The organism is Chryseobacterium sp. TB1-D10, assembly GCF_059803555.1.
Map to the genome: position 1 here is coordinate 91772 of NZ_JAPFHB010000010.1, position 22084 is coordinate 113855.

The 22084-nt window shown below is 33.3% G+C and carries 20 protein-coding genes; all 20 read left to right on the plus strand.

Annotated elements, in window-relative coordinates; genetic code table 11:
* Window positions 1-6 precede the first annotated feature (6 nt).
* The 20 genes from OPU68_RS14585 (at window position 7) to OPU68_RS14680 (ending at window position 22083) form a co-directional block, all read left to right on the plus strand.
* Entirely contained in the window at window positions 7-624 is a 618-nt protein-coding gene (locus OPU68_RS14585) for an outer membrane beta-barrel protein (RefSeq protein WP_498474692.1), read from the plus strand.
* Window positions 625-670: 46 nt separating this feature from the next.
* The gene (locus tag OPU68_RS14590; RefSeq protein ID WP_498474693.1) at window positions 671-1453 is read left to right on the plus strand and encodes a polysaccharide biosynthesis/export family protein; all 783 of its coding nucleotides are present in this window, start codon (window positions 671-673) and stop codon (window positions 1451-1453) included.
* A 2-nt stretch (window positions 1454-1455) separates the two neighbouring features.
* A complete protein-coding gene (locus OPU68_RS14595; RefSeq protein WP_498474694.1) occupies window positions 1456-3768 on the plus strand; it encodes a GumC family protein in 2313 nt (770 codons plus the stop codon).
* Window positions 3769-3802: 34 nt separating this feature from the next.
* Window positions 3803-4990 carry a UDP-N-acetylglucosamine 4,6-dehydratase gene (locus tag OPU68_RS14600; RefSeq protein ID WP_498474695.1) on the plus strand — a complete coding sequence of 396 codons (1188 nt, stop codon included), beginning with the start codon at window positions 3803-3805 and terminating at the stop codon, window positions 4988-4990.
* A gap of 2 nt (window positions 4991-4992) precedes the next feature.
* Window positions 4993-6135, plus strand: a complete 1143-nt coding sequence (locus tag OPU68_RS14605) for a LegC family aminotransferase (RefSeq protein ID WP_498474696.1) — start codon at window positions 4993-4995, stop codon at window positions 6133-6135.
* The gene (locus OPU68_RS14610; RefSeq protein ID WP_498474697.1) at window positions 6125-6751 is read left to right on the plus strand and encodes an acetyltransferase; all 627 of its coding nucleotides are present in this window, start codon (window positions 6125-6127) and stop codon (window positions 6749-6751) included. The genes OPU68_RS14605 and OPU68_RS14610 overlap by 11 nt, the downstream gene beginning before the upstream one ends.
* 10 nt (window positions 6752-6761) lie before the next feature.
* Window positions 6762-7772, plus strand: a complete 1011-nt coding sequence (neuB, locus tag OPU68_RS14615; protein WP_498474698.1) for an N-acetylneuraminate synthase — start codon at window positions 6762-6764, stop codon at window positions 7770-7772.
* 1 nt (window position 7773) lies between these two features.
* Window positions 7774-8931: a UDP-N-acetylglucosamine 2-epimerase gene (gene neuC, locus OPU68_RS14620; RefSeq protein WP_498474699.1), complete on the plus strand. Its 1158-nt coding sequence runs from the start codon at window positions 7774-7776 to the stop codon at window positions 8929-8931.
* Between the two features lie 2 nt (window positions 8932-8933).
* Window positions 8934-9983 (plus strand): nucleotidyltransferase family protein, encoded by a 1050-nt coding sequence (locus OPU68_RS14625; RefSeq protein WP_498474700.1) that lies wholly within the window; start codon window positions 8934-8936, stop codon window positions 9981-9983.
* Between the two features lie 2 nt (window positions 9984-9985).
* Window positions 9986-10717 (plus strand): acylneuraminate cytidylyltransferase family protein, encoded by a 732-nt coding sequence (locus tag OPU68_RS14630; protein ID WP_498474701.1) that lies wholly within the window; start codon window positions 9986-9988, stop codon window positions 10715-10717.
* Window positions 10718-10723: 6 nt separating this feature from the next.
* Window positions 10724-11641, plus strand: a complete 918-nt coding sequence (locus tag OPU68_RS14635) for a Gfo/Idh/MocA family protein (RefSeq protein WP_498474702.1) — start codon at window positions 10724-10726, stop codon at window positions 11639-11641.
* On the plus strand, window positions 11626-12375 hold the full coding sequence (locus tag OPU68_RS14640) for an SDR family oxidoreductase (RefSeq protein WP_498474703.1): 750 nt from the start codon (window positions 11626-11628) through the stop codon (window positions 12373-12375). The genes OPU68_RS14635 and OPU68_RS14640 overlap by 16 nt, the downstream gene beginning before the upstream one ends.
* A 22-nt stretch (window positions 12376-12397) precedes the next feature.
* Complete coding sequence (locus tag OPU68_RS14645) at window positions 12398-13414, plus strand: NAD-dependent epimerase/dehydratase family protein (RefSeq protein WP_498474704.1); 1017 nt, start codon at window positions 12398-12400, stop codon at window positions 13412-13414.
* Window positions 13415-13458: 44 nt separating this feature from the next.
* Window positions 13459-14913 carry an MBOAT family O-acyltransferase gene (locus OPU68_RS14650; RefSeq protein ID WP_498474705.1) on the plus strand — a complete coding sequence of 485 codons (1455 nt, stop codon included), beginning with the start codon at window positions 13459-13461 and terminating at the stop codon, window positions 14911-14913.
* 10 nt (window positions 14914-14923) lie between these two features.
* Window positions 14924-16042 (plus strand): hypothetical protein, encoded by a 1119-nt coding sequence (locus tag OPU68_RS14655; RefSeq protein WP_498474706.1) that lies wholly within the window; start codon window positions 14924-14926, stop codon window positions 16040-16042.
* Window positions 16042-17487, plus strand: coding sequence for a lipopolysaccharide biosynthesis protein (locus OPU68_RS14660; RefSeq protein ID WP_498474707.1), 1446 nt, complete (start codon window positions 16042-16044; stop codon window positions 17485-17487). Before OPU68_RS14655 ends, OPU68_RS14660 begins: the two co-directional genes overlap by 1 nt.
* Window positions 17488-17490: 3 nt before the next feature.
* A complete protein-coding gene (locus OPU68_RS14665) occupies window positions 17491-18852 on the plus strand; it encodes a surface carbohydrate biosynthesis protein (RefSeq protein WP_498474708.1) in 1362 nt (453 codons plus the stop codon).
* Window positions 18849-19763 (plus strand): glycosyltransferase family 2 protein, encoded by a 915-nt coding sequence (locus OPU68_RS14670; RefSeq protein WP_498474709.1) that lies wholly within the window; start codon window positions 18849-18851, stop codon window positions 19761-19763. The genes OPU68_RS14665 and OPU68_RS14670 overlap by 4 nt, the downstream gene beginning before the upstream one ends.
* 191 nt (window positions 19764-19954) lie before the next feature.
* Window positions 19955-21037: a glycosyltransferase gene (locus OPU68_RS14675; protein ID WP_498474710.1), complete on the plus strand. Its 1083-nt coding sequence runs from the start codon at window positions 19955-19957 to the stop codon at window positions 21035-21037.
* Complete coding sequence (locus OPU68_RS14680; protein WP_498474711.1) at window positions 21034-22083, plus strand: glycosyltransferase family 4 protein; 1050 nt, start codon at window positions 21034-21036, stop codon at window positions 22081-22083. The genes OPU68_RS14675 and OPU68_RS14680 overlap by 4 nt, the downstream gene beginning before the upstream one ends.
* Window position 22084: the final 1 nt, after the last annotated feature.

The following is a 22084-nucleotide window of genomic DNA, read 5'->3' on the forward strand; positions in this document are numbered from 1 at the left end:
CATTTCATGAAAAAACTAATTATTATATATTCTCTTTTGATATTTGGAGTAGCAAATGCACAGTTTATTAAATATGGTATTACAGGAAATTTCCATAAGACCTCTATTGTGGGAATCCACGATCGGTCAAAAGGGATATTTGGCGCTAACATAGGTATTTTTGCAGATATAGCATTGGTGCCGAATGATATTTATGATTCTGCCTGGCTTTATTTTACGCCGCAGTTAGAGTTTGCTATGCAAGGAGAAAATGCAGAGATCCCTAAAATGGAAAAACAGCAATTTCATAATAATTATATTGGATTGCCTTTATATATAAAATATTTCATGAGAAACCAAGGTTACAAAGGTGATATATACTTTATGGCTGGTCCAAGATTAGAATTTTTGATGTCAGATAAAAGATCTGGTCCACCCTCATACACAGAACTTCAGGAACAAAAAATTGAAAGTTTCGGTTATGGTGTCTCTGTGGGAGTTGGAGTTAAAGTTGAAGAAAAGTGGGATGTGTTTATCCGATTTGACAGAGGTTTTTCAAAAATTTATCCGGATTATACAAAATATACAACTTATAACAGAATGTTAGGTATTGGTATTAGTTATTATATCGGTAGCATAGATTAATATTTTATAAACTGTAATAGATATTGATTATCTTTGCAGGATTCCAATGAAAAAACCATTATTTTTTTTGCTTATCATATTGTTAGCTTTTTCTTGTAAGCCAAAACAAAATATGATATATATGAGCAACGATAACTTTGAAAAAGAAGTATCACAGGCGCGTTATGAAGGTCTCCGCATTCAGGAGGGTGATGTATTGGAAATAGTGGTGACTGCTTTAGACGATTTGGCTGTTAAGCCTTTTAATAAAACTACAATGCTGAAAACCGGGGACGAAAGTAGTTCAGGAAGTGTTGTTTTAGGTAATAACGAGTATCAGGTTACGTCCGATGGTTATATTTCCTTTCCCGTAGTAGGAAATATTTTCTGCAAAGGAATGACAAAGCAGCAATTGAAGGCTGATCTTGATACGCGCCTTAAACAATATTTGACAGATCCTGTTCTAACTATTCGATTGGTTAATTTTAATATCAGCGTTTTAGGTGATGTAAGGACACCAGGACAGAAAACAAGCAGTACGGAGCGTTTAAATGTCTTTCAAGCCTTAGCTCTTGCTGGTGATATGAATGATTCTGCTAACCGTACTAAGGTTAAGTTGATTCGTTATTCCGAAGAAACAGGTAAGGATATTACCTATGCTTTGGATCTCTCCGAAGCTTCAGTCATTAATTCACAATATTATTATCTGCAGCAAAATGATATTTTATACGTAGAGCCTGATAATAATAAACAAATTGCGGCTAATGCAAATCCGAACCGCGTACTTATGTTACAAGTACTGGGGTCGGCTATAGCTGTAGTTACCCTTATAATTGCAATATCCAAATAAATATGGAGGTTATGGATAGCCAAATGGCTGTTAAAAAAACAAAACTGAATCTTAAGAAAGAGATTCTGAAATACCTGCGTTATTGGTATTGGATTCTGCTAAGCATTGTGGTATTCTTCATTGGTGCAAAAATTTATCTTCGTTATGCTACACCTCAATACCTCTCAAAAACAACATTGCAGTTTCCTCAGACAAATACAAAAGGAAACATTCCGCTCACAGATCTCGCTACATTAGGTAATGGACTTTCAGAAGGTAGTGAATTGCAAGGAGAAACAACTGCCATTCTTTCCAAACCTATTCTTTCAAAGGTAGTTGGTGTTCTTAATTTGAATGTGAGTTTTTTCGGTGTTGGAGCGATAAAAGAAAATGAATTATATACATCATCGCCTTTAGTTGGCAAAATAGTTTCCATTTCTGATGCTCATTTTTCTTCAGCATCTTACACAGTAACATATACTGGTAATGGTATGTATCAATTATCAGAAGGGCCGTTATTAAATGGGAAAAGCACATTTCGCCTTGGAGAGGTTGCAGACCTTCCATTAGGTAAGGTTATATTGAACATCCGACCAGGTAGGAAATCATTTGAAGCCGTAAAGGTGGTTTTTGAAAGTACAAGAAGTATAGTCTCATATCTTGAGAAATCAGTAATAGTCGTATTACCACCAAACAAAGGGCTTTTAATGGAATTAAGTTTGACAGGTGAAGTTCCTGGAAAATCAGAAGATATTCTAAACGTTCTCACAGCACAATATAACGTAGAAGGCGTAAAGGATAGAAATTTAGAGGCTCAGAACACTCAGGATTTTATCAATGGAAGATTAGAAATTATTTCTAATGATCTTTCAGGGATTGAGGGAACAAAAGAAAATTTCAAACGCAGTAATGAGATCACTGATCTTGATACGCAAGCCACTATGGCGCTCACAAATTCCAATGATAATATCAAGCAACTTATAACCTATTCTACACAGTTAGATTTAGTCAATTCTATTTTTGATCTTAGCAATACAGACCGGCTATTACCTTCTAACATGGGTTTGACAAGTGCTACAGAAGGTTATATTGCCCGTTACAACGATATGTTGCTAACGAGGAACAAAACACTTAAGCAGGCGACAGGCCAAAATCCATCGGTAATAATTTTAAATAAAGATATTTCAGAGATTCGTGGATTAATACGCCAAAATTTAATGGAGTCTAAAACTACCTTACAGCTCCAGATTGCACAGCTTCAAGGCCAGCTTAATGCGGATCGTTCAAGGATTTATAAATATCCAACACAAGAGAAAATTTTCCGTGGTATAGAACGTCAGCAAAATCTAAAAGAACAATTATATCTTTATTTGTTGCAGAAAAGAGAGGAGAATGCCATTACCTTGGCAGTTACAGCACCAAAAGCCAAAATCCTTAATCCCGCTTACACAGTTGGTATTGTAAAACCAGATAGACAGCAGATTATTTTAGGTGCACTGCTTGTAGGTTTGCTTTTGCCGTTGGTTATCATATTTGTAAAAAATGCATCAGATACCAAAGTACACACTAGAGAGCAGATCCAGTCACATATTGCAAATGCAACGGTTATAGCAGAAATCCCGGTAAAAGAAGATGACGACTTGGCACTGTTAACGCCAAATGATTTTACAGTTTTTGCAGAGTCATTTAGGATTCTGACCTCTAATCTTAAATTTTTGTTTAGATCCAAAGAAAAACCTCGCTCAGGAGGTGTAATTCTCATAACTTCTTCCATCAAGGGAGAAGGCAAAACAACGATTGCTATGAATACGGCACTTACCTTGGCTGGATCTTCTAAAGTGCTCATTATTGGTGCAGATATTCGTAATCCACAATTGCATCGTTTTGTTAAAGAAAATAAAAGAGGACTGACAGACTATTTGATATCAGATGATGTATCACTGGATTCTTATATTGTAGCATCTGGGTATCATAATAATTTGGATGTCTTATTTAGTGGAGCTATAGCACCAAATCCAAACGACCTATTAGATATGCAGAAATTTGATGATATGATCATTATGCTTAGGGAGACTTATGATTATATTATCTTAGATTCAGCACCAGTAATGTTGGTAAGTGATACATTGCATTTAATGAAAAATTCTGATATCATTCTTTATATTATAAAGTCGAATTATACGGATTACAGAATGTTGGATTTTGCGGAAGAATTCCAAATGTCGCACGAGGTTGATAATATTTCTTTTGTACTCAATAATGTAATGCCTGAAGATAGCCGTTATGGCAATAAATATGGATATGGATATTATTCAGACCCAAAGGGAAGAAAGTAATTTTATCAGTTTTTATCGTTGTTGAAAAGTTAATATGAATATTTTAAATCTTATAGGAAGACAAAAAGAATTGTTTCAAAGTGATATAGAATCTAATGAAAAAGAACTCCGTACAATTGTTTCAAATTCTAAATTTTTAGTAATAGGTGGCGCAGGCTCTATAGGATCTGCCACAACAAAGGAGATATTTAAGCGTCATCCAAAAAAACTTCATATTGTAGACATCAGTGAAAACAATATGGTTGAATTGGTACGTGATATCCGAAGTTCTTTTGGGTACATTGACGGAGATTTCCAAACTTTTGCACTAGATATCGGTTCTATTGAATATGATGCATTTTGGCAAGCAGACGGCGATTATGACTATGTTTTAAACCTTTCTGCATTAAAACATGTAAGAAGCGAAAAAGATCCTTATACTTTAATGAGAATGATTGACGTGAATGTTTTTAATACAGATAAAACGTTGCAACAATCTATAGATAAAGGAGTTAAAAAATATTTCTGCGTCTCAACAGATAAGGCCGCCAATCCAGTGAATATGATGGGCGCATCAAAGCGTATTATGGAAATGTTTTTAATGCGAAAAAGCAAAGAAATAACAATCTCCACTGCACGTTTTGCTAATGTAGCATTTTCCGATGGTTCACTATTACACGGATTTAATAAAAGAATAGAAAAAAAACAACCAATCGTTGCTCCAAATGATATCAAACGTTATTTCGTAATTCCAAAAGAATCTGGCGAACTTTGCTTAATGTCTTGTATCTTCGGTGAGAACAGAGATATTTTCTTTCCAAAACTTAGTGAAAACTTACATTTAATTACTTTTGCTGAAATCGCTGTTAAATATCTTAATGAAATTGGCTACGAACCATATTTATGTAAAGATGAAGATGAAGCCAGGGTTTTAGTTGAAACATTACCCCAAGAAGGAAAATGGCCTTGTTTGTTTACATCAAGCGATACGACGGGAGAAAAAGATTTTGAAGAATTCTTTACCGATAAAGAAACTTTGGATATGGATCGTTTCGAAAATCTAGGTGTGATAAAGAACGAACTGAACATAGAGGAAGATAAACTCAATGCATTCGAAGAAACGATTAAAGAATTAAAGGATGCACGAAAATGGAATAAAGAAGAGATCGTGGATTTATTCTTTAAAATGATTCCTGATTTCGGTCACAAAGAAACAGGGAAATATTTAGATTCTAAAATGTAATCATGGATAACATTCAAAATATGGTCTCTTTTGTAAGAGATCATTTTAATACAGATAAGTTCATTCCGCTTCATGAACCACGTTTCAGAGGCAACGAAAAAAAATATGTGACAGATACAATTGATTCTACATTTGTATCTTCAGTAGGAGCATTTGTCGATCAATTTGAAAACATGATGCAGGATATTACTGGTGCAGAAAAAGCAATTGCAGTAGTAAATGGTTCGGCATCTCTTCAGGTTGCTTTAAGACTCGCAGGTGTCAAGAAAAATGAAGAGGTAATTACACAAGCACTTACATTTATTGCGACTGCCAATGCAATCGCTTATAATAATGCAATTCCTGTTTTCATTGATGTAGATTTGGATACGATGGGACTTTCTTCTAAAGCACTTGAAGATTTTTTGGAGGAGTTTGGTGAATTACGAGAAGATGGCTGTTATAATAAATCTACCGGAAGGCGTATTGCTGCTTGTATGCCAATGCACACCTTCGGATTTCCGGTTCATTTAGATGAATTAATGGTTGTTTGTGACAAATGGCAAATTCCGTTAGTAGAAGACGCTGCCGAATCTCTGGGAAGTTTTTATAAAGGCAAACACACTGGAACCATTGGATTGATCAGTGGATTTTCATTCAACGGAAACAAAGTCGTAACCAGCGGAGGAGGCGGAGCAATTATTACCAATAATATTGAATTGGGAACCCAAGCAAAATATCTTACCACAACTGCAAAAAGACCTCATCCTTATGAATTCTTTCACGATGAGCTGGGATATAATTTCAGAATGCCTAATTTGAATGCGGCTCTGGTTTGTGCTCAACTAGAATCATTAAATGGATTTCTTGCAGATAAAAGAATTTTGGCGGATAAATATGCTGAACTTTTTAAAGCGTCAGGAATCAAATTCAGACAGGAAACACCTGATACCAAAGCAAATTACTGGTTGATGTGTGTCGAACTTAATAATAAAGCAGAAAGAGAAGATTTTTTAAAAAACACAAACGATCAAGGCGTGATGACGCGTCCGATTTGGAACTTGATGTACCGCTTGCCAATGTATGTACATTGTCAGCGTGATTCACAAAAAAATGCCGAATTTTTAGAAGAAAGAATCGTAAATATACCAAGTAGTGCGAGATAAAAATTCTATAGCAGTAATTGGCTATTCCGGGCATTCTTTTGTTGTTTTAGATGCAGCAAAACAAATGGGTTTGGATATACAATATTATTGTGAAAGGAAGCAATCTCTATACAATCCTTTTGAGATCAGTTATTTGGGAGATGAAGGAAGTGATTCTTTTGACTGGGACTCGGTTAATGAATTTGTTTTAGGAATAGGAGATAACAAAATTCGTCAGAAAGTAGCAGATTTAATTTTATCTAAAAAAAAGACGTTATTAAATATTATTCATCCAAAGTCAATATTAAGTGATTATGCGACATTTGGGACAGGGAACTTCATTGGTGCAAATGTTACCGTTAATGCTTTTGCAAAAATTGCGGACAATTGCATTTTAAATACCGGATGTATCGTTGAACACGAATGCATTATTGAAGGGGGAGTACACATTGCTCCAGGTGCAGTTTTAACAGGAAATGTGTCTGTAGGTGAGAATTCTTTTATAGGAGCTAATTCTGTTGTAAAACAAAGAATTAATATTGGAAGAGGGGTGACAATTGGAGCCGGAAGTGTTGTGATTAATGATATTCCTGACAATGAAATTTGGGCAGGAAATCCCTCAAAAAAACTAAAGTAAATTAAAAGAAATGGAAAAAGTTTTAATCATTGCCGAAGCTGGTGTTAATCATAATGGAAGTTTGGATAATGCTTTTAAACTGATTGATGCAGCAGTGGATGCCGGTGTGGATTATGTAAAATTTCAAACATTTAAATCTGAAAATTTAGTTGCTAAATCTGCCAAAAAAGCAGATTATCAAATTCAAAATACCGGAAATTCAACAGATTCTCAATATGAAATGTTGAAGAAACTAGAACTTTCTCACGAGAATCACGAATTATTAATTGACTACTGCCAACAGAAAAATATAAAATTCTTTTCAACCGCTTTTGATTTAGAATCTTTACAATATTTAAAAGAAATAGGTTTGGATTTGGTGAAAATTCCTTCGGGAGAAATTACCAATCTTCCCTATTTGAGAAAAGCGGCACTGCTGTTTAGAAAAGTTATTCTTTCTACCGGAATGTGTACGATGGAAGATATAGAGGCGGCAATCAATGTTTTTTTAGCGGAAGGCATCTCAAAAGAGGACATCACCATTCTTCATTGCAATACAGAATATCCAACGCCGATGATTGATGTGAATCTTAAAGCGATGCTTTCTATCCAGCAGGAATTCGGGACAGAAATTGGATACTCGGATCATACATTAGGGATAGAAGTTCCTGTTGCTGCAGTTGCTTTAGGTGCTTCTGTCATAGAAAAACATTTTACTTTAGATAATTCTATGGAGGGTCCGGATCATGCAGCATCTTTGGAACCAGATCAGTTAAAAGAAATGGTAAAAGCCATTCGTAATATTGAACAGGCAATTTCCGGCGATGGAATTAAAAAGCCAAGTGCTTCGGAAATGAAAAATATAGAAATTGCACGCAAGAGCATCGTAGCTTCAAAGTCAATTGGAAAGGGAGAAATATTCACGGATGAAAATCTCACAATCAAAAGACCCGGAACTGGAATTTCTCCAATGAGATGGGATGAGGTGATTGGAAAGCAGGCAGACAGAGAATATAAAGGAGATGAATTAATTCAATTGTAAAATGAAAATTTGTGTAGCAACAGGAACGCGGGCTGAATATGGTTTATTAAAACCACTAATGACCGCGATAAAGAACGAACCAGATTGGCAGTTACAGATCCTGGTAACTGGAGCGCATCTTTCACCTGAATTTGGATTAACATATGCTGAAATCGAAAAAGATGGATTCGGTATTGATAGAAAAGTCGAAATGCTTTTATCATCAGATACAGCTTCTTCAATTGTAAAATCAATGGGATTAGGAATGATTGGGTTTTCTGATGCTTTGCAGGATTTAAATCCGGATCTTTTGGTTATCCTAGGTGATCGTTACGAAATGCTTGCGTTAGCTTCTTCAGCTTTGATTTTTACAATTCCAATGGTGCATATTCATGGTGGTGAAATTACTGAAGGCGCTTATGATGATGCCATTCGTCATTCAATTACGAAAATGAGCAATCTTCATTTTGCTTCAACCGAAGAATATAAAAACAGGATAGTACAACTAGGAGAAAATCCGGAATTTGTACATAATGTAGGCGCAATTGGGTTGGATAGTGTAAAGAATTTACCTTTACTGAATAAAGATGAACTTGAAAAACAATTAGAATTTAAATTCCGGAAATATAATTATCAGGTAACTTTTCATCCTACAACTTTAGATAAAGATTCACCGGAAAACCAGTTTCAGATTCTGTTGAATGCAATAGACAAACAGACTGATAGTTTTTTTATTTTTACAAAAGCTAATGCAGATACAGGTGGTCGGATTATTAATAAAATGATTGATGATTATGTCTCGAAAAATCCCGACAAAGCAAAAGCTTTTTCGTCATTAGGAAATTTGAGATTTTTATCCTTAGTTAAATATTGCGATGCGGCTATTGGAAACAGTTCCAGCGGAATTTTAGAAGTTCCTTCACTTAAAACAGCGACCATTAATATCGGTGACAGGCAAAAAGGACGAATCCAGGCAGAAAGTATTATTAATACAAATGTATCCGAGATAGAAATTTTAAACGCTCTTGATAATGTAAAATCGGGGGAATTCAAAAGCATTCTTGAACATTCGGTAAACCCTTATGGAACGGGCGAAACTACACAGAAAATAATGAATGAATTAAGAAAAATAAATTTAGAAGATTTCAGTACAAAACAATTTCATGATTCAAACAACTAAATATGGATTCATTTAAAGAACATCTAATTCTAAAAAGCCAAAGCGTCCGCGATGCCCTTATTCATCTTGATAAGCTCGCTTCCGACGCCATTTTATTTGTTGTAGATGAAGAAAACAGGCTTTTGGGTTCTCTTACAGACGGTGATTTGAGAAGAGGTTTTATTCGGGGTTTAGGTTTTGAGGATTCTATTACGGATTTCATTCAGCCTGATCCAAAATTTATTTATGAAAAAGATTTTAATCAGGAAAAACTAAAGAGTTTTAAAGAAAACCTGATCAAAATTATTCCAATTCTGAATATTGATAAGCAGATCGTAGATGTTTTGAATTTTAGATTCAGAACCACGCTGCTTCCTTTGGATGCCGTGCTTATGGCAGGTGGAGAAGGAAAAAGACTGCGCCCATTAACAGAAAATACACCGAAACCTCTACTTAAAGTTGGAGAAAAACCTATTATTGAATATAATATTGATAGACTTGCTAATGTAGGAATCGAAAATATGTACTTAAGTATCAATTATTTAGGTGAGCAATTGGAAGCGTATTTCGGGGATGGGAGTTCAAAGAATATTAAGATTGATTATCTTCGAGAGCAAAAGCCCTTAGGAACAATTGGTTCGGTTTTATTGGTAGAAGAATTTCAACACGACGACATTCTTGTAATGAATAGCGATTTGCTTACAAACATCGATTTTGCTGATTTTTATAAAACCTTTAAAGATTCAAATGCAGATATGGCAGTTGCAGCAACTTCTTATCACGTTGATGTACCATACGCTGTATTGGAAACGGATGATAACCAAAATGTAAAGACACTTAAAGAGAAGCCAAGATATACCTATTTTTCAAATGCAGGGATTTACATTATAAAGAAAAAGCTCTTGAGTATGATTCCAGAAGGAGAGTTCTATGACATCACGGATTTGATGGAAAAAGTAATTGAAATGGACCAGAAGCTTGTGACATATCCTATTAATGGCTATTGGCTGGATATTGGAAAACACGAGGATTTCAAAAAAGCACAGGAAGATATTAAACATATTAAATTGTAATAATGAGGAATATATTAATTACAATCTGCGCTAGAGGAGGATCAAAAGGAATACCAGGCAAGAATATAAAAATATTGAATGGTCAACCATTAATTTACTATTCAATAAAAGTTGCGGAAGCGTTTTCAAAAGAAACGGGTAATACAGATATTGTTCTGTCGACAGACGATCTGGAAATAAAAAAAACAGTTGAAGGAATTTCTACAGAAATTGATGCCGACTATGTTCGCCCGGATTTTTTGGCCAATGATACTGCAGGCAAATTAGATGCTATTGTTGATGCGAAAATTTACGCAGAAAAAAAGAACAATATACTTTATGATTACGTCATCGATTTGGATGTAACATCACCCTTGCGGGACCTGAAAGACTTACAAAACGCAATGCAGTTAATAGAACAAAATCAGGATGCTCTTAATCTGTTTTCGGTAAGTCCGGCTAATAGGAATCCGTATTTCAATATGGTAGAAGAGAATCAAAGCGGTTTCTATGAATTATGTAAGAAAGGAGAATTCTTGACTCGGCAATCAGCTCCAAGAGTTTTTGATATGAATGCATCATTTTACATATTCAAAAATAAATTCTTTGCCGAGAACTATAAGACAGTAATCACAGATAAAAGTTTGATTTATGAGGTTCCTCATCTTTGTTTTGACTTAGACCACCAGATTGATTTTGAGTTTATGTCTTTTTTGTTAGAAAACGACAAATTGAATTTTGATTTCAATTACTAATACTGGATGAAGATAGTTATAATAGGATTAGGATCCATCGCAAAAAAACACATTGATGCTATTTATCAATTAAACAAATCTGCCCGGATTTATGCTTTGCGGAGTAATCCTAATAGTAAAAGTGAGATGGAAGGCGTCATTGATATCTATAATCTGAATGAGATCAATATGTCTGAAATAGATTTTGTATTAATATCAAACCCAACAGCTAAACATTTTAAAACAATAAAGCAATTATCTGATTATAATAAGCCTTTATTTATAGAAAAACCATTGTTTTCTGAAATAAATGAAGAAACAGAAATGCTGGTAAACGAAATTGAAAGAAGACAATTTTCAACTTATGTGGCCTGCAATTTAAGGTTTTTGGAATCTTTAAATGAGCTGAAAAATCTACTAAAAAACAAGAGGATAAACGAAGTAAATGTTTACTGCGGATCCTACCTTCCAGATTGGAGACCCAAAGTAAATTTCAGAAAAGTTTACAGTGCAAACAAAGAAATGGGTGGTGGAGTTCATATTGATTTGATCCATGAGCTGGATTATGTGTATTGGCTTTTTGGAAATCCAAATGAAACGCATTCATTTTTCTCGAACAATTCTTCTTTGGAGATTTCTGCCTATGACTATGCAAATTACTTGTGGAATTATGAAGAATTTTCCGCGTCGATCATTTTAAATTATTATAGAAAAGAGAAGAAACGATCAATAGAGGTAGTAACAGATTCAGGGATCTATTTGGTAGACCTTTTGAAAAACGCAATTGAACTTGATAATAAATGTATCTTTGCTTCTGAACAGAAAATTGCTGATACTTATTACAATCAGATGGCGTTTTTTGTTGAAAATATTTTAAAAAATAACGAAAAATTTAATACAATCGGAGATGCAAATACGGTTTTGAGACTATGTATGAAAGATTAAAAGATAGAGTAATTATTCTTACCGGAGCAGGTGGTTTAATTGGAAGAGAATCATTACAGCACCTAGTAAAAAATGGTGCTAAAGTAGTTGCGGTAGATGTGAAAAGTTTCGATTGTGAAGCTGCTGTGTTCTTAACAAACGATGTTACCAAAAAACACGAAATAGACCAACTCTTGACAACTGTTCTGGAGAACTTTGGCAGAATAGACGGTCTTGTCAATTTGGCATATCCCAGAACTGCAGACTGGGGAACTAAGTTTGAAGATATTCCTTATGAATCTTGGGCAAAAAATGTAGATATGCAGCTAAATGCAGTTTTTTACATTTGCCAGAAAACAATAGAAATCATGAAGAAACAAAACTCAGGATCTATAGTAAACATTGCATCAATATATGGTGTTGTAGGAAATGATTTCACTTTGTATGAAGAGTACGGAGGAACATCGCCGGCAGCATATTCTGCAATCAAAGGAGGCGTTATCAATTTTTCCCGTTACTTGGCGTCTTATAACGGCAAATATAATATTAGAGTAAATTGCGTGTCTCCTGGTGGAGTTTTGGATGAAAAAAATCAAAATCCTTCATTTATTAAAAAATATAGTGAAAAATCACCGATGAAAAGATTAGGAAATCCGGAAGAAATAGCACCTGCCATTTCTTTCTTGCTTTCAGACGATGCTTCTTTTATTACAGGTCACAATCTAATGGTCGATGGAGGCTGGACAGCAATATAAAAATTAATAAATTCTATTTTCAATGAAAATTTTAGTAACAGGTGCAGCGGGTTTTATAGGTTATCATCTTTGTCTTGACTTAATCAGCAAAGGTCATACGGTAGTTGGTTTGGATAGTATAAACAGTTATTACGATGTAACGTTAAAATATGCAAGATTAAACAATTTAGGAATAAAAGACGGAGCTGATTTACAAATCAATAAAAGCTATCAAAGCACTTCTTTTCCTTCATTTACCTTTTATAAATCTGATATTACAGACCGGGAATTTCTGAATGAGCTTTTCAGTAATCAGAAGTTTGATGTTGTCTGTAATCTGGCAGCACAAGCAGGAGTTCGATATTCACTAGAAAACCCTTTTGAATATATAAACAGCAATATCCTTGGATTTACAGTAATTCTTGAGTGTTGCAGACATCATAATGTGAACAAATTGGTATATGCAAGCAGTTCAAGTGTTTATGGTCAAAATTCCGAAATACCTTATAATGTTAATCAGAAAGTCGACAGTCCAGTAAGTCTTTATGCAGCTTCTAAAACCAGCAACGAACTCATGGCACATACCTACAGCCATCTTTTCGGGATAAAAACAATTGGTCTTCGGTTTTTCACAGTTTATGGCCCGTGGGGACGACCGGATATGGCCATCTTTCTATTTACCGACGCAATCCTGAAAGGACAACCTCTGAAAGTTTTTAATCAAGGTAAGCTGTCTCGTGATTTTACCTTTATTGATGATATTATTGAAGGTGTACAACGGGTAGTTTTGCAGGAAGCTACAAATGATACTAATCTTTACCAGCTTTATAATATTGGAAATTCTAAACCAGTACAGCTAATGGAATTCATCCAAGCGATTGAAGAAAAAACCGGAAAAATTGCAGAGAAACTAATGCTGCCAATGCAGCCTGGCGATGTATATCAGACCTGGGCAGATATTAAGAGCTTGGAAGATAATTTTGATTATAAACCTAAGACATCTGTAGAGCAGGGAATTGACGAATATGTAAACTGGTTTGAATCATATTACGAAATATAAGATGGAAGGAATAATCATTAACAATCTAAATAATTGCGGCTCATATGTTATTTAATTCACTTTCGTATGCCATATTTTTACCAATAGTATTTACAGTTTACTGGCTGATAGGCAGGAAAAATAATTTGAGGCTTCAGAATATTTTTTTACTACTCTGTTCTTACTTTTTCTATGCATCGTGGGACTGGCGTTTTCTTTTCCTTTTAATTTTTTCTACTGCATTAGATTATTTCTCCGGAATTATTATAGACAGATCTGAGAGTAATAAAATCAGAAAACTTTGGCTTACCATAAGTGTTGGGATTAATTTAGGGTTTCTTGCATATTTTAAATATTTTAATTTTTTCATAGATTCTTTTGCCAACCTACTGCAGAATTTCGGTTTTGAGGCTCATTATAATACGCTTAACATTATATTACCTATTGGAATTTCGTTTTATACTTTCCACGAGTTATCCTATGTTTTTGATATTTATAATAGAAAAACCAAACCTACTTATAATGCTGTAGATTACGCATTGTTTGTAACCTATTTTCCATTGTTGGTAGCAGGTCCTATTGAAAGAGCAACCCACCTATTACCGCAATTAAAAAAACCGCGGGAATTCAGATACGCACAAATAACAGATGGTTTACGACAAATTTTGTGGGGACTGTTTAAAAAGATAGTAATTGCCGACAATTGCGCACAATTTGCAAATATAATCTTTGAAAATCCTGATGCTTATTCAGGAAGTACTTTGCTACTAGGAGCTATATTTTTCACGTTTCAGATCTATGGGGATTTTTCTGGTTATTCAGATATAGCGTTGGGAAGTTCGCGTTTATTAGGTATAGAATTACTAAAAAACTTCAATTTTCCTTATTTCTCAAGAAGTATAGCCGAATTTTGGAGAAGATGGCATATATCATTATCAAGCTGGTTTAAGGATTATCTTTATTTTCCTCTTGGAGGCAGCAGAGGTGGCAATTGGATGAGAATCCGAAATACGATCATTATTTTTCTTGTGAGCGGGTTTTGGCATGGCGCCAATTGGACTTTTATTGTCTGGGGCGGCTTAAACGCTTTATTTATATTACCTTCCATAATTTTTAAAACCAATAGAAAGCATCTTGAAACTGTTGCACAAGGAAAGCTATTTCCCACTTTTAGGGAAATATTACAAATGACAGTCACGTTTTTGGCAACTGTATTTTGTTGGATTTTTTTCCGTTCGCCAACAATTGGTTATGCGGTTGATTATTGCCGGAAAATATTCTCGAAAGATTTCTTCAAACCTTTTTTTCAATATACCGAACTCAGAGACGGAGTTTATATTCTGATGATTGTTTGCTTTTTTATGCTGATAGAATGGATAGGAAGGGAGCGTAATTTTGCCATCGAAAAAATGTTTTTTAAATCACCTTCGTTTATAAGGATTTCATTTTATTATCTTATTATTATTGTGATTTTAATGTATTCCGGTCGTGACGAAGCATTTATTTATTTTCAATTTTAGAAGTGTAGAGATGAAAAAATTATTAATAAAACTACTTATATTTACTCTTCCTTTTATTTTGGCGCTTTCCGTACCATTAGCGACGCTATATAATTATAAAGAAAATTTTGTAGACATAAATCCGGTTCTTAAAGAAAATAAAAAATATCTCATAGGATATGCATATAATGAAAAGAATTATAAATATCTGAAATACAAAGTTTTAGAAAATAGAGAGAAAACAAAGATTTGGGCGTTAGGTTCTTCACGGATTTTGCAGTTCCGCAAAGAAATGTTCCGTGAAAATTTTTATAACGCAGGTTATACGATTACAAACATTAAAGATTATAAAGAATTTTTCAAAACAATTCCGAAAGAGAAGTATCCTGAAGTTTTGCTGATTAATTTGGATCAATGGATGTTTAACAAAAATTTTGATCAGCTCAAAGCGACTCCCAATAAGACACAATGGACTGATGCTTTTACAGAATATCCAAAATATTCTGTTATAGTAGATGTATGGAAAGATGTATTTAACAAAAAATACTCTGTTTTCAATTCCGAAAAAAATGACTTAAAATATGGACTTAATGCCTATGTCAACAATAAAGGATTCAGGAACGATGGAAGTATGTTTTATGGTAAGCAGATAGAAAAGCTTGATAATAAAGATACTTCAGCAGATGATTATGAATATAAAGATACTTTCAAACGAATTGCAAATGGTACGAACCGATTTGAGTATGGGAGTAAATTTAATGATAATACGCTTCAGATATTAGAAGAATTCTTGATCTTTTGCAAAAAAAACAAGATCACTCTTATTGCATTTTTGCCTCCATTTGCGCCTGATGTATTAGATAAGATGGAAAAATCCGGAAACTATAAATATGTTGACCAGATTCAGCCCTCTATCAAGCCATTATTTGAAAAATATGATTCACAGCTATATGATTTTACTAATCCAAAGACTATCGGTATTTCAAACGATGAGTTTCTGGATGGTTTCCATGCCGGGGAAAAAGCATATGGTAAAATTTTAATAGAAATGATAAATCGCAATTCTGCTATTCAAAAGTATATTAATGTTGTACCATTGGAAAATGAGTTGCACAAGACTGGTAATAATTTTCAACTCTTTCCTTACTGATGAGTCTTAAACAAAAAACAATATCGAATGTAAAATGGTCTTTTGTAGAGTCCATGAGCCTTAAAGCAATAGGATTTGTTTTAGGAATTATCCTTGCAAGACTTTTGACTCCTGCTGATTTTGGTTTACTTGCAGTTGTGAATGTATTTTATCTTTTAGTAACCCTTTTTATAGACGGAGGTCTAAAGGAGGCATTAATTCAGAAAAAAGATGCAACGGATACTGATTATTCTACAGTATTCTGGCTTAATCTTTTTATGGGGACTGCTTTATATGCTGTTTTATTTGTAGCAGCTCCATATATTCAAGAATTTTATAAATATGACAACCTTGCATTTTACATACGATTGCAGTCAGTAACTTTAATAATAGAGTCATTTGGTGTTGTTCAAATTGCAAAGGCTACCAAACAATTAGATCTAAAAAAAATTACAAAAGCAAGGATTCCGTCCTCTTTAATTAGTTTTGGTGTTGGGATTTTTTTAGCCTATCATGGTTATGGTATTCTTTCTTTAATTGTTCAGCAGTTGATAAATGCAGGTCTTTATGTGGTTTTTTTGTCGTTGACCGTAAGATATAGGCCTATCTTTGTGTTTGATTTACAAGCTGCTAAACCTTTATATAAATTTGGACTTAAAATTCTAGGTATGTCACTTTTATCACGGTTTTATGTACAAGGACTTAATTTGATATATGCAAAATTCTATAGCCCCCAATTATTAGGTTTAAACAGCAAATCTACTAGTATGCAAGGGATACCGATAGAGATTATTAATACCACTCTAATGAGAGGTGTTTATCCCACTTTCGTAGCATTACAAAACAATGTGCAGAAACTTCGAGAATTATTTTTACTTAATGTTAAATTACTCACGTACTTGATGCTTACAATAAATGGGATATTCTTTTTTAAGGCGTTACAAATTATAAAATTGTTATTAGGTGACAATTGGTTGGAAAGTGTAGTTTACTTAAAAATTGTAGCAGTAGGAAGTCTTATCTCACCTATTACTGTCCAATCACTGAATATTTTTAAAGTAAGGAATCTGTTAAATCGATTTTTGAAAATTGATTTTGCTAATAAAATATTCACATTGAGTTTTGTATTTATACTGGTAAAATATTTGTCTTTTTCTCAACTCCTAATAATTGTGTTGTCCATCAATATACTTTTTTCAATGATTTATTTCAATCTTGTGAGTATTAATTTGAAATTTTCCTTTTTTAAACAAATTTTCTCACTATTTTTTAAGGTAATACTATTTGGAATTGGTGGATTTATTATTGATGTTTTTCTAAAGAATTTTATGATTGATGCAAATATAATCTTCGACCTGATATTATTTATTTTGTGTTACTTAACATTAGCAGCTCTTATCATATTCATCTTTGATAGAAAAAGTCTTCTTCTAATTAAAAGTAAAATTTTGAAATCCAAAGCGTAAATTATGAATATATTACTTCCTATCGAGACGATTAACAGAGAATTTGATTTTAAAATAGTACTATCTTCATTGCTGGCAGGTAATGGTAATCGTGTTTACATTGGACAACACGATTTTTTAATGAAAATCTTACCAAAATTAAGAAATGGTCTTTACATTGGGAAGAATATTTTCCATAAAAGATCAGATATTGAAGACGGAAAAATATATAAGGATTTGAAATCCAAAGGATTTAATATTATTTATCTGCACGAAGAGGGAGCCGTATTTAAAGGGGGCCAGGAGATTTGGAGAAAGACTTTATCAAGACAATACAATTTGGATTTTTTTGATAATAATGATGTTATATGTGACTGGGGAAGTTTCCAAAAAAAATACGACGAAAGCCGATCTAGCACTTTAAAAATAGAGGTAACAGGTCATCCAAGATTTGATTTGTATAAAAAGCAATGGCGGTCATATTTTCAAAAAGAAGTTGAAGAAATTCAAAAAGTACATTCAAAATATGTACTGATCAACGGGAATTATGGTTTGTACAACCACGGTTTGGGATTAGAGTTTGTTTTTTCTGCCAAGGCCGGTTATAATCCTGACGACTGTGCAAACAGAATGGATAAGGTGGATTTTATAACATACTCTGGAAGCCAATGTCTATCGATGGTACAGATCACGCATAGATTATCTATTGAGTACCCAGAAACTAATTTTGTATATAGACCGCATCCATCAGAAAATCAATCTTTTTATAATACAGTTTTTAGAGGAGTTAAAAATATATCTGTTGATCATAAGGGCTCAGTTTCTGCTTGGATCCTAGGGTCGCAAGCAATTATTCATGACGGTTGTACTACAGCTTTAGAAGCTTCTTTAGCAGGGAAGCCAGTAATTAATTATAAACCAGTAGAGAATATTGAAAACGATATTTGGTTACCAAATCAACTGGGGATTCGTTGTGTGTCTTTTCAAGACGTGAAAAATGTCCTTGATAATATTAATCAATATACATTTGATATTGATAAACTGGAAAGCAAAGACCAAGTTAAAGCTTTAATTGACAATTTTGAAAGTAACAGTTACGAAAAGCTTTTATCAATCATTGATAAGAAAATATTGGATAATAAAAATATAAAATCAGATTATCCAACCGATTCCTTTATTGCTATTCAGTATTCAAAGATGAAATCTAAGCAGTATATTTTCAAATTAAAAGATGCCAAATCAAAAAAAGCTTCAGCATACCACAGCCGCAAATTTTATGGATTTGATAAAGTTTATTTAGAAGAGAAAATCAAAACCTTAGAAAAAATGTTGGACAAAAAAGTTGACCTGAAATACCATAACCCATACTTAATAGAAATTAAATGAAAACCCAACCCCTAGTAAGTGTTGTAATTCCAACTTTTCAACGTTCTGAATTTTTAATTCGGGCAATAGATAGTGTTTTGAATCAGTCTTATAAAAATATTGAAGTTATAGTAGTAGATGACAACGACGGTGAGAATGAATATAGAAAATCCAATCAAGAAAACCTAAGCAGATATATTCAGTCAGATAAGATCATATATCTGAAACATAGTCAAAATAAAGGCTTACCTGCTGCAAGAAACACGGGTATCAAGGAATCAAAAGGCAAATTTGTTGCATTTTTGGATGATGATGATGAATGGTTGGAGAAAAAATTGGAAAAACAGATAATGTTATTCGACAAATTGGATGAGAGTTATGGTGTCGTAGGCTCCTTTTGGAAAGTTATTAATGAGTTTGATCATAATGAAAGAATTAGAACAATAAAATACAGGGGTGATTTGTCAAAAATTCTTGCATTGAATCATTTTTGCCCACCAAGCATGGTTATAGTTAAAAGAAAGTATCTAGAAGAGGTAAACTTATTTGACGAAAACTTTAGATGGAGACAGGATGTAGAATTATACTACAGATTGTCCTTTGTTTGTAAATTTGATTTTGTGGAAGAAGTTTTGGTAAACTACTATCAGCACCCAAATGCAATGTCAACCAATTTTGAAAAAAAATTAGATGCTGTCATTAAATATATAGATAAACACGGACTTTCGATTAAACAAAATAAATTACCGTGGAGTGAAATCAATGGATATTTAGGAGAATTATATATGATTAATGGTGCAAAATCAAAAGCCTTAAAGTGTTTGTCTATCTCAATAATGAATCGACCTTTTCATTTATCCAATTACGGAAAACTTATTTATGCAATTTTTTTGAATAAAGATCAATATAAGGAAAAGCGTAATTTTAAATAATGATTCCTAAAAATTGGTAATGTTAGATTTCAAGTGAATTTTGCACATTTTACGTGCAAAATAGAATACTGCAGTAAGTGTTATTAAAATTTATACAGGAAATGAAGTAAATTATTCTGGAAATCTTCAAGAATATTTATAATTTAAAAGTTAAGAGATAGTATGATAATAGCTGAAAATTTTTTTTTATAATGATTGTCTTTTTTTTACCAGACCTAAGAGGGGGCGGAGCAGAAAGAGTAATGCTAAATTTGCTGGAATGTTTTTTAAAACAAGATCAAAATGTAGTTTTGCTATTAGGCAAAAAAAAGGGAGATCTTGTAAATCAAATTCCGGAAAATGTGAAAGTTTATGAACTGAATTCAGGATCTGCACTTAAATCAGTGATTCCGTTTATAAAATTTTGTAAAGTACACCAACCCCAAAAAGTATTTGCATCTTTGGGTTCCAGCTTGGCTACAGCTTTGGCAAAACCTTTTATATCAAAAAAAATACAGATCATAAACAGGCTAGGAAATACCATTGGCGCAGAAAAAAAACTGTTAACATCTGAAATAAAAAAAATGCTATACATTGGCGCTAATAAAATGATAGCAACCTTTTCCGATAAATTAATCTTCCAATGTCACTATATGGCAAAAGATTTTATTAAGGAAACCGGCGTTACACCTAAATCTTATAAAGTAATTTATAATCCCGTAAACACAGTTAAAGTCCAGAAACTTAGTTCAGATAAAATTCTTAAAGATTTTGATTTTGTAGCAGTAGGAAGATTATCACCTCAGAAAGATTACAGTACTTTAATAAAAGCATTTAAAATCCTGAAAGATGCGAATGAAAAATTGCCTGTTCTTAATATTTTAGGAGAAGGCAAATTAAGAGAAGTGCTGGAAAAAGAAATTTTGAATGCGGGTTTAGAAAATAATATTAAAATTTCCGGATTTGTCAGAAATCCTTATAACCTTATGAAACAGGCAGATGCAATTGTCTCTACTTCATTGTTCGAGGGCTTCTCTAATGTTATAGTAGAAGGCTTGTGTTTGGGAACACCTGTTATCGCCTCTGATTGCCCTGGCGCAAATAGCGAAGTAATTACTGAAGGTGTAAATGGGTTTTTGTTTGAAACCGGAGATGCTGAAAGTCTGGCAAAAGTAATTGAAACAAAATGGCAGGAAATTAAAAACCTGAATAGGGATCAGATTGCACAAGATGCTAAAGGAAAATATAATGTTGACCTTATCTTTAATAACTATTCCGAATATATTAATCAATGAAAATTCTTTATCTAACCAAGTACACAAGAATGGCGGGTAGCAGCAGAATGAGAAGCTACCAGTATTTTCCGTATTTGCAAAAAGCGGGATTCCGGATTACAGTCAAACCGTTTTTTGACGATGCCTATCTCAAAGATTTTTATGCTGGCAAAAAGAATATAACCACTGTACTGAAATCATACATCCGTAGGTCTTTTGTATTGCTTTCTTTCGCAAAATATGACAAAATAGTAATTGAAAAAGAAATTTTCCCCTTTTTTCCTGCTATTGCAGAAAAGTTACTGAATATATTAAAGGTTAAATATATTGTTGATTATGATGATGCCATTTTTCATAATTACGACCTTAGTTCCAATCCATTAATTAAGAAATTTCTGGGAAATAAAATTGCAAAAGTGATGCGATACAGCGGAACTGTTGTAGCTGGAAACGAATATCTAGCAGAATATGCTCTTAGGTCCGGAGCGAAAAATGTACAAATTATCCCAACCGTAATTGATTTGGATCGTTATCCAATGAAAGTGAATATTAACACAGAAAAATTTGTTGTAGGTTGGATTGGTACTAAAACTACTTTTGAGAAGCATCTTTTACCTTGCAGGGAATGGATAATGAAATTACAACAAGAAGAGAACATTCATTTCCACATCATTGGCATTACAGAAGAAATGAACTTAGGTCCAAATGTAAAATATGTAAAATGGACGGAAGAGACAGAAGTTTCGGAAATTCTTAAAATGGATATAGGTATCATGCCACTTCAGAATTCTGAATGGGAAAAAGGAAAATGTGCATACAAATTAATTCAGTATGCCGCTTGTGGAATTCCCGGAGTTGCATCTGATGTTGGAATGAACAAAGATGTTTGTATCGATAACGAAACAGGATTCATTGCAACAGATGATAACGAATGGATTGAAAAAATTCTTTTCTTGAAAAACATTGTATATGAAAAAAAAATTATGGGAAGTAATGCAAGAAAATTAGTAGAAAATAAATTTTGTATTCAGGTAACTGCTGAGAAATGGATTAAATTTTTACTTTAAC

Coding starts and splice junctions, on each gene's coding strand:
- OPU68_RS14585 (WP_498474692.1), top strand. CDS start 7: ATGAAAAAACTAATTATTATATATTCTCTTTTGATATTTGGAGTAGCA.
- OPU68_RS14590 (WP_498474693.1), top strand. CDS start 671: ATGAAAAAACCATTATTTTTTTTGCTTATCATATTGTTAGCTTTTTCT.
- OPU68_RS14595 (WP_498474694.1), top strand. CDS start 1,456: ATGGAGGTTATGGATAGCCAAATGGCTGTTAAAAAAACAAAACTGAAT.
- OPU68_RS14600 (WP_498474695.1), top strand. CDS start 3,803: ATGAATATTTTAAATCTTATAGGAAGACAAAAAGAATTGTTTCAAAGT.
- OPU68_RS14605 (WP_498474696.1), top strand. CDS start 4,993: ATGGATAACATTCAAAATATGGTCTCTTTTGTAAGAGATCATTTTAAT.
- neuB (WP_498474698.1), top strand. CDS start 6,762: ATGGAAAAAGTTTTAATCATTGCCGAAGCTGGTGTTAATCATAATGGA.
- neuC (WP_498474699.1), top strand. CDS start 7,774: ATGAAAATTTGTGTAGCAACAGGAACGCGGGCTGAATATGGTTTATTA.
- OPU68_RS14625 (WP_498474700.1), top strand. CDS start 8,934: ATGGATTCATTTAAAGAACATCTAATTCTAAAAAGCCAAAGCGTCCGC.
- OPU68_RS14630 (WP_498474701.1), top strand. CDS start 9,986: ATGAGGAATATATTAATTACAATCTGCGCTAGAGGAGGATCAAAAGGA.
- OPU68_RS14635 (WP_498474702.1), top strand. CDS start 10,724: ATGAAGATAGTTATAATAGGATTAGGATCCATCGCAAAAAAACACATT.
- OPU68_RS14640 (WP_498474703.1), top strand. CDS start 11,626: ATGTATGAAAGATTAAAAGATAGAGTAATTATTCTTACCGGAGCAGGT.
- OPU68_RS14645 (WP_498474704.1), top strand. CDS start 12,398: ATGAAAATTTTAGTAACAGGTGCAGCGGGTTTTATAGGTTATCATCTT.
- OPU68_RS14650 (WP_498474705.1), top strand. CDS start 13,459: ATGTTATTTAATTCACTTTCGTATGCCATATTTTTACCAATAGTATTT.
- OPU68_RS14655 (WP_498474706.1), top strand. CDS start 14,924: ATGAAAAAATTATTAATAAAACTACTTATATTTACTCTTCCTTTTATT.
- OPU68_RS14660 (WP_498474707.1), top strand. CDS start 16,042: ATGAGTCTTAAACAAAAAACAATATCGAATGTAAAATGGTCTTTTGTA.
- OPU68_RS14665 (WP_498474708.1), top strand. CDS start 17,491: ATGAATATATTACTTCCTATCGAGACGATTAACAGAGAATTTGATTTT.
- OPU68_RS14670 (WP_498474709.1), top strand. CDS start 18,849: ATGAAAACCCAACCCCTAGTAAGTGTTGTAATTCCAACTTTTCAACGT.
- OPU68_RS14675 (WP_498474710.1), top strand. CDS start 19,955: ATGATTGTCTTTTTTTTACCAGACCTAAGAGGGGGCGGAGCAGAAAGA.
- OPU68_RS14680 (WP_498474711.1), top strand. CDS start 21,034: ATGAAAATTCTTTATCTAACCAAGTACACAAGAATGGCGGGTAGCAGC.